Raw genomic sequence first — 6,917 nt, forward strand, 5'->3', positions numbered from 1 at the left:
GGGCCGGCACGCAATAGTGACAATTGTTTTCAACATTAATACTCTGCCAGATAACTGTTTTCTCGTCTGCGGAAAAAGAGGTATTTAAAAACTGTTCATGGAGAACTTGATAGGATTTTAATGCTGTAGGGGCCTCAGCCATGACGCCATGCAGGTTAGGGATCATGCCATACCCGTTAATTGAATCTTCCAGTAAAGGTTTGCTGTTCTCTGGTGCAGATGCTGTATCGTGAATGGTAAATTTTGCCATTTTCTATCTCCTGATTTTACTTTTATTTTTGAGCAACTGCTCAATAAAGGCCACTATACCCAACATGAACGATCGCTCAAAATAACTTGTGGGATTAATATATAACCGAGATAAATTGTGTGTCTGGTCCGACTGATTTAGAATTGAATATTCAAACACTGAGGCGCTAATGGCAAATATTTCCAAATTCGACCGTGAGAATGTCCTTGAGAAAGCTAAAAATTTATTTTGGCAGAAAGGTTTTTTGGGGACTTCCACCCGGGAATTGCAAGCCGTTATCAACTTGCGGCCTGGCAGTATCTATGCCGCCTTTGGCAGCAAGTCAGCCCTATTCCAAGAGGTGTTGCGCCATTATGCGAAGATCAGCTCCGAAGAATTACACCAGCATACCCAAGGCAACCCATCTGTGTTGGCGGGCCTTAAGCAGTACCTGCACAACATCCTCAGTAATGAGCATAATACGCTACCGAACGAGCTGTGTTTACTGGTGAAAACCTTGTCAGAGCTGGACGACAGCTATGTTGATATTTTGCTGGTCGCACGAGAATTGCTCAAGCAGATTGAAGACACTTTTGCCAAATTGCTTCACCAGGCTAAGGTGCAGCATGAATTACCCGCAGACACAGATGAGAACCGATTGGCCAAGCATCTACAAATTCAGATCATAGGACTACGCTTCTACTTAAAAGCCACGGGAGATAGTAAAACCGTTAGTCAACAGCTGAACACTTTGTTCGAGCAGCTCCCTCATCAAGCTTTTCTGTCCCGCCATGTCAGTAATTAAGTTTACTTCTACATTAGAGCGAATGCCGCTCATTGCCATTTTACGGGGCACAGCAAGTAACCAAGCAATAACCAAGACACCTAAAGTAATAAAGTACCCGATTACAGGCTAATCAATAAGCACAAAGTGATGGGGTCATTCCACTATTTGGTTTTAAGAAATATGAAATTCAGTTCTATTGGGGATTGGACGTGTTGAATGCAGCGAAATAAAACGCTGGCTCAAATTTCAGGCAGCGTCATTGAGCAAGGATTGTACAGGTAGCTTTGAAGGTATGCGATGCTGCACTTTTCAGGCTGTTTGAAGTAATACTCTGGCCTTTGCCATTCCTCGTATACGTTGGTGGTCTGTGTGCTGTTTGAATTGTTGTAACATGTGCTCACTGCCTGCAGCGGTAGTGAAATGCTGCTCGAACTCTGTGGTCAAGGTCAACCACTGCTCTGAATTGAGACCAATACGGGCAAGAATAGGGGGGTGATGTTCAATATTAGCTGCTTTATCCTCTCGGATACAGCAGCTTGTGCAATCCACTCATTCACAATAATCAATCAAGCTGTAAACAATGCCTTTAGGCATGTCTTGTCTATGATTGCCCACAAAACGCATGAATTTTCTAGGTTGCTCGCCCTTAATTAAAGAGTGATTGCGTTGCTGAATACTGCTGTGTTTTGATGTTTCCGGCATGGTTTCCATCTTAGCGCGAATAGGGTTTAAACCGACATAGGCCATACATGCTAGTACTGCACTTTCATCTAAAAGAGCTTGAGATTTGAATCGTCCTTCCCACTAATTTATAGGGAATAAATTAGAACAGCATTAGCTGGCCCGCAGGGTAAGCGCCATGAATGGCAGCAAATAAAACCTCCCCGTGCAACCATCTTCTTTGTTGACTTCTCTGGCTATGTATTCATTAAGGTTACGTATTAACCAACTGATATCGAACAAACGCTGGCGGTAAATCGTAACGGTTTCTTCCAGGTTAATCATTTCTCCCTTACTGAGTGTGTCTCCACTTTGGTATTTTTGACTCAAGAGTGTGCCTTGATATAGCAGATGCCAGCGCCTAATCACCTCTTCTTTTGACCCATGATCTGGCAAGTCTTTGTCCACACAAACCACGACATGAGTATGGTTACTCATCACTGCATAAGCACAAATACGGTAGCCGCGATATCAATGGCAAATACCGGAGATAAAAATAACAAACGCTCCTTTACCTAACCTCGGCGGTGTTCGTAACTCTGGCCTGTAAATTCATCCTTGACGCGGTCACCGCACCGCACAAAAAAGAAGGCCGTACACAGCGAGAAACACAATGGTAGTAGGGAGTATCAATTAAACTAATTTGAGTTCTATGTGACTGAGGCATGACAGCCATCCTTGGTTGTTTGAGTACTTTAAAGTTTAGGGCATAACCGTTTCTGGCTATTTCAAAATGGGTTTTTTACTAAGTAATTGATTTATAATGAGTTTAATTCATCTTGATGAAATTTATAGCTTTTATACTAGACTTACACACTTAAGTTCTTCAACCCACTCCTAGTTTACAATGTGTCGATGTAACTATGACATAGTATTTGTAGCGTAGTGTCAGTGGTTTATTCTATTTACATTATCGGCTAGCCATTTGAATTCATTTATAGCTAACAATCAAAAGTATAAAGTCGCGGGTGTAAATAGATAGGCAATACGGAACCTGCTTATGCAGGAACAATCAGTTACCACAAGGATTCATGCTCATGAAAACAACTACTTTTTTACGATACTTACTGCTACTTTGCTTGCTGAATTTTACTGTATCTAGCTTTGCTGCAGGTAAAAGCTGTCAAAATCGTGTTAATAACACCTCAAAAAAACTGCTGGAATGCGTCACGCTTGATGGCGTTCGTGCTCATCAAGCTGAGTTACAAATTATAGCGGATATTAACAATGGCTTTCGACTCTCAGGTACTGAAGGTTTTAACCAATCTGTAGACTATTTCGCTAATGAGCTTATAGGTGCTGGATATGACGTTGTTGTTCAGCCATTTGAACATATTACCTTTGCTCTTTTAAATCGGCCGGTTTTTCAACAACTCACTCCAATTCCATTGGAATATAGTTATCCTAATGAATTTCAGGTTATGAGCTATTCAGCTAGCGGAGATGTGACTAATACTGTGACTCCGGTTGATTTATTATTAGGTCTTGGAAATAGCTCAGACAGTGGTTGTGAAACTGACGATTTTGTTGGTTTTCCGGCCGGTGATATCGCGCTAATCCAACGAGGAGTCTGTTCATTCCGCGTTAAAGCTGAAAACGCCGCGGCTGCAGGAGCGAGTGCGGTCATCATTTTTAATCAAGGCAATACTGAAGCGCGCAAGGGACCGATTAATGGCACGCTTAGCCAAGATTATCAAGGCAATATCCCAGTTGTAAGCAGTTCCTACGATGTTGGTGTAGCTATCGCGGGAACCATTGGCACTTTGGCCAATATTAACTTAGAAGTGCTGGTAGGTAATATCACCTCATATAATGTTTTAGCAGAATCTAAAGGAGGCGATGAAACTAACGTTGTAATGGCAGGCGCTCACTTAGACTCAGTTAATTCTGGCCCAGGGATCAACGATAATGGTTCGGGAAGTGCAGCATTACTTGAAACCGCGTTGCAAATGGCGAAAGTTAAACCCCGTAATAAAGTTCGATTTGCTTGGTGGGGATCTGAAGAATCTGGGTTGTTGGGATCACAGTTTTATGTTGATCAGTTATCTGCACAACAAGCTGCTTCAATTAGTTTATATCTAAATTTTGATATGATTGGCTCGCCGAATTATGGTGTTTTTATCTATGACGGAGATGATTCTGATGCAGTGGGCTTCCCAGCAGGACCAGATGGTTCCGCTGCGATTGAAAAACTATATGAGCAATTTTATTCTCAACGGGGAATCGCGTTTCAGGGCACTGACTTTTCAGGTCGCTCAGACTACGGTCCATTTATTAACGCTGGTATCCCTGCTGGGGGCCTTTTTAGTGGTGCTGAGGGCATTAAAAGCGCAGAACAAGTGAATTTATGGGGAGGAACTCAGGGCGATGCATTTGACCCTTGTTACCATGTAGCCTGCGACACTTTTGATAATGTTAGTTTGGTGGCACTTCATTTCAATGCTGACGCAGTAGCATATTCAGTGTTGCACTTTGCCATGAACACCGAATTGGTGAATGGTAAAAAAGGCAAAGGGAACTTTAAATCGAAAAAAATGATGATGGAATATCAAGGCTCACAAGTTCAATTTTAGAGATCTATGCTCAAAAGTAGCTAATCCACATCAAGAGTGGCGGTCATACATTTGGCCGCCTTATTTACAATTTAAAGAGGGCGTAGTCAATTTTTAGACATAAAGGGTTACAAACTGCTTATAAACTTTCACCTGCTTCCTCGGTCTTACACCTACAACTCTTCCGGATAATTAAACTATGAATATCAAACTTTCATTTAACAAATTAGTAAAAGAAAACGGGGCTATTTTGCTTTTTACTTTGGTGTTATTTGCCTCACGTAGCAGCTTTGCTGATTGGTATGTGGTGCCTACTGGATCTATGTTGCCGACTATTGTGGAAGGTGACCGGATTTTTGTAGATAAAATGGCTTACCGCTTAGAAGTGCCTTTTACTGATATTGAGATTATGCAAATCGGTCAGCCCAAACGAGGTGACATAGTGGTGTTTAATTCTGAAAAAGCGGGTAATAGATTGGTTAAACGTTTGATTGGAGAGCCTGGCGACAGGGTCGCTATGCTGAATAACAAACTGATTATCAATGGTGAACTCATCCTCTACGAAGACAACGCTAACGCACTTCATAAAACGGAGTATTTAGGTAACGTTGCTCATTTTGTGCGATTTGTACCTGTGGCTGAAGCGAGAGATAACTTCCCACAAATCCTTGTACCAGAAGGGCATTACTTAGTGTTGGGTGATAACAGAAATAATAGTGCGGATTCTAGATACTATGGATTTGTGCCAGCCATAGAAATTCAGGGCAAGGCGAATAAAGTGTTGGTATCTCTAGATCCTGAAAACTATTATTTACCTCGTAAAGAACGATTCAATAAACCGTTGATTTAGTTTTGAAATATTAATATGACTTGCTATTGATATGGTTATTTAGAGGTTATATAAAATGAAGTTGGGGGGATTGAGATCTGTTCCCCCGAGTCTGTAAAGCTGTAAAAATCTCATTATCCTCATCTTATCACCATCTTATCCTCATCTTCAAAATTTCAAAATACCCGAAATGTCGTTCTTCATACTTTTTCTAGACTCTGCTTTTTATCTCAGATTTAATCAACAGCGAGAAACTTAAAATAGCTATGGGTAATGTTTACCTATAGCGGATGTAAATGTAGCCAATCAGTTCATTCCCATATACTGACTGCTATCACGACTCAATATGTCGAATAATCCACCCTAAACATAACCCAAAAAGGAATATTAATGAGAATATTTGGAATTATCCTGCTTAGCATAACTTTATTCATCAGTTTCAATGGCAACAGTGCTCATCATGGCGACGCAAATTCGCATCAAAAAGCAGTCTTGGTGACAGGCTCCAGTTCGGGCCTTGGATTAAGAATGACTCAAGAATTAAGTAAAAATGGCTTCTTTGTTTACGCTGGCGTTCTACATAAAGACGAAATGAAAACAATGAATGCGATGGAGAATGTTACCGCTGTGCAATTTGATGTACGTGATCAAATAGAGATTGACGCTGCAGTAAACTTTGTCAAAGAACAAGGCCGAGGTCTGTATGGTCTGATCAACAATGCGGGCGTGGCTGTTTTTGGACCTATGTTGGAGTTACCAGTAGAACAACTGCAATATCAGATAGATGTCAACGTGTTGGGGCCTTTTCGTGTCACTCAAGCATTTGCTCCGATGATCATCGAGAGTAAAGGTCGTATTGCTACCACCGGCTCTATTGCGGGTATTCTCTCAAGCTCAATGTTTGGCGCTTACAGTATGAGTAAGCATGCTATTGAAGCTTATACGGATGCTTTGTCTTCAGAAATGACTCGTTTTGGGGTGAGTGTGCATGTGATTGAGCCAGGTAACTATGCATCCAATATTGGTAATGCCGCGAAAAAATTGATGAGCGATACTCATTATTGGACGGATGACAGCCAATATAAAGAAGATCGTGAAGGTATGATCGCAGGGCTAACCCAGGTTGAGAAAGGTCCAGATCCAATCGACGTTGCGATGGCCGCGCTGGATATTATGCAAAGTGACCAGCCCAAAATGCGATATATGGTGACTGCAACAGTCGGGCAAGCTGATGCCACCGTTCGCCGCCAAATTAGCAAGATGTTAGAGCTTAATGATGGGCAAGTTCACCAATTTGATCGTGCAAGGTTAATTGAAATGCTTGATGAAGAAATCGCTAAAGGTTCAAAAAACAACCCTGCTGCAAAATAACCAGAATACTTAGCTCAACGAAATATTCCTCGCTGCGCGCAGATTAATATCAGTGTGTTGCGCAGAAGGAATAGATGTTTAGATGTATGACTGTTATTTAATCTGAGATCGGGATAAGCCACACCGTCCAGTAACATTATTATCGCGCCTATCTTCGTTGAACTTGCTCACAATAGCGCGCTATTCCTTCAAAAGCTTTCCTCGATAAACGCAATAATAGCAGCAATGAATGCGTTCAATGTCTTTGCAAACCAACTGGCAGCATCTAACATATTGTTTATATTGTAATGACTTCTAGGGACGCGGCACGTCTTAACCCGTATATGGACTCCACCTGTTTAGCAACAATAAAATCTAATAATTAAGATGCGCACGTATATACGGTTTCTTATTGAAGGAGCTACCTTCTAACCTCTGATGTATTCGCAC

General features: G+C 41.5%; 4 protein-coding genes and 2 pseudogenes. 4 read left to right on the top strand and 2 right to left on the bottom strand.

Translation table 11 applies throughout. The annotated features are described in order from the left end of the window. Positions 1 to 250 (bottom strand): annotated as a pseudogene (locus ACJAZP_RS19500) (carboxymuconolactone decarboxylase family protein); the annotation flags it as partial. 169 nt (positions 251 to 419) lie between these two features. On the opposite strand from ACJAZP_RS19500, the gene ACJAZP_RS19505 reads away from it, so the two are divergent. Next, positions 420 to 1,034: a TetR/AcrR family transcriptional regulator gene (locus ACJAZP_RS19505; protein WP_415232409.1), complete on the top strand. Its 615-nt coding sequence runs from the start codon at positions 420 to 422 to the stop codon at positions 1,032 to 1,034. Between the two features lie 291 nt (positions 1,035 to 1,325). Here ACJAZP_RS19505 and ACJAZP_RS19510 read toward each other — a convergent pair. Further along, positions 1,326 to 2,403 (bottom strand): annotated as a pseudogene (locus ACJAZP_RS19510) (transposase). Positions 2,404 to 2,773: 370 nt separating this feature from the next. Between ACJAZP_RS19510 and ACJAZP_RS19515 the strand changes: the two are divergent. The 3 genes from ACJAZP_RS19515 to ACJAZP_RS19525 all read left to right on the top strand — a co-directional run bounded on the left by ACJAZP_RS19515 (position 2,774) and on the right by ACJAZP_RS19525 (position 6,488). Beyond that, positions 2,774 to 4,309: a M28 family metallopeptidase gene (locus ACJAZP_RS19515; protein ID WP_415232410.1), complete on the top strand. Its 1,536-nt coding sequence runs from the start codon at positions 2,774 to 2,776 to the stop codon at positions 4,307 to 4,309. 178 nt (positions 4,310 to 4,487) lie between these two features. After that, a complete protein-coding gene (gene lepB, locus ACJAZP_RS19520) occupies positions 4,488 to 5,138 on the top strand; it encodes a signal peptidase I (RefSeq protein WP_415232411.1) in 651 nt (216 codons plus the stop codon). A gap of 369 nt (positions 5,139 to 5,507) precedes the next feature. Continuing rightward, positions 5,508 to 6,488: an SDR family oxidoreductase gene (locus tag ACJAZP_RS19525; RefSeq protein WP_415232412.1), complete on the top strand. Its 981-nt coding sequence runs from the start codon at positions 5,508 to 5,510 to the stop codon at positions 6,486 to 6,488. Positions 6,489 to 6,917: the final 429 nt, after the last annotated feature.

It is taken from the genome of Psychromonas sp. (assembly GCF_047632955.1).
GTDB lineage: Bacteria > Pseudomonadota > Gammaproteobacteria > Enterobacterales > Psychromonadaceae > Psychromonas.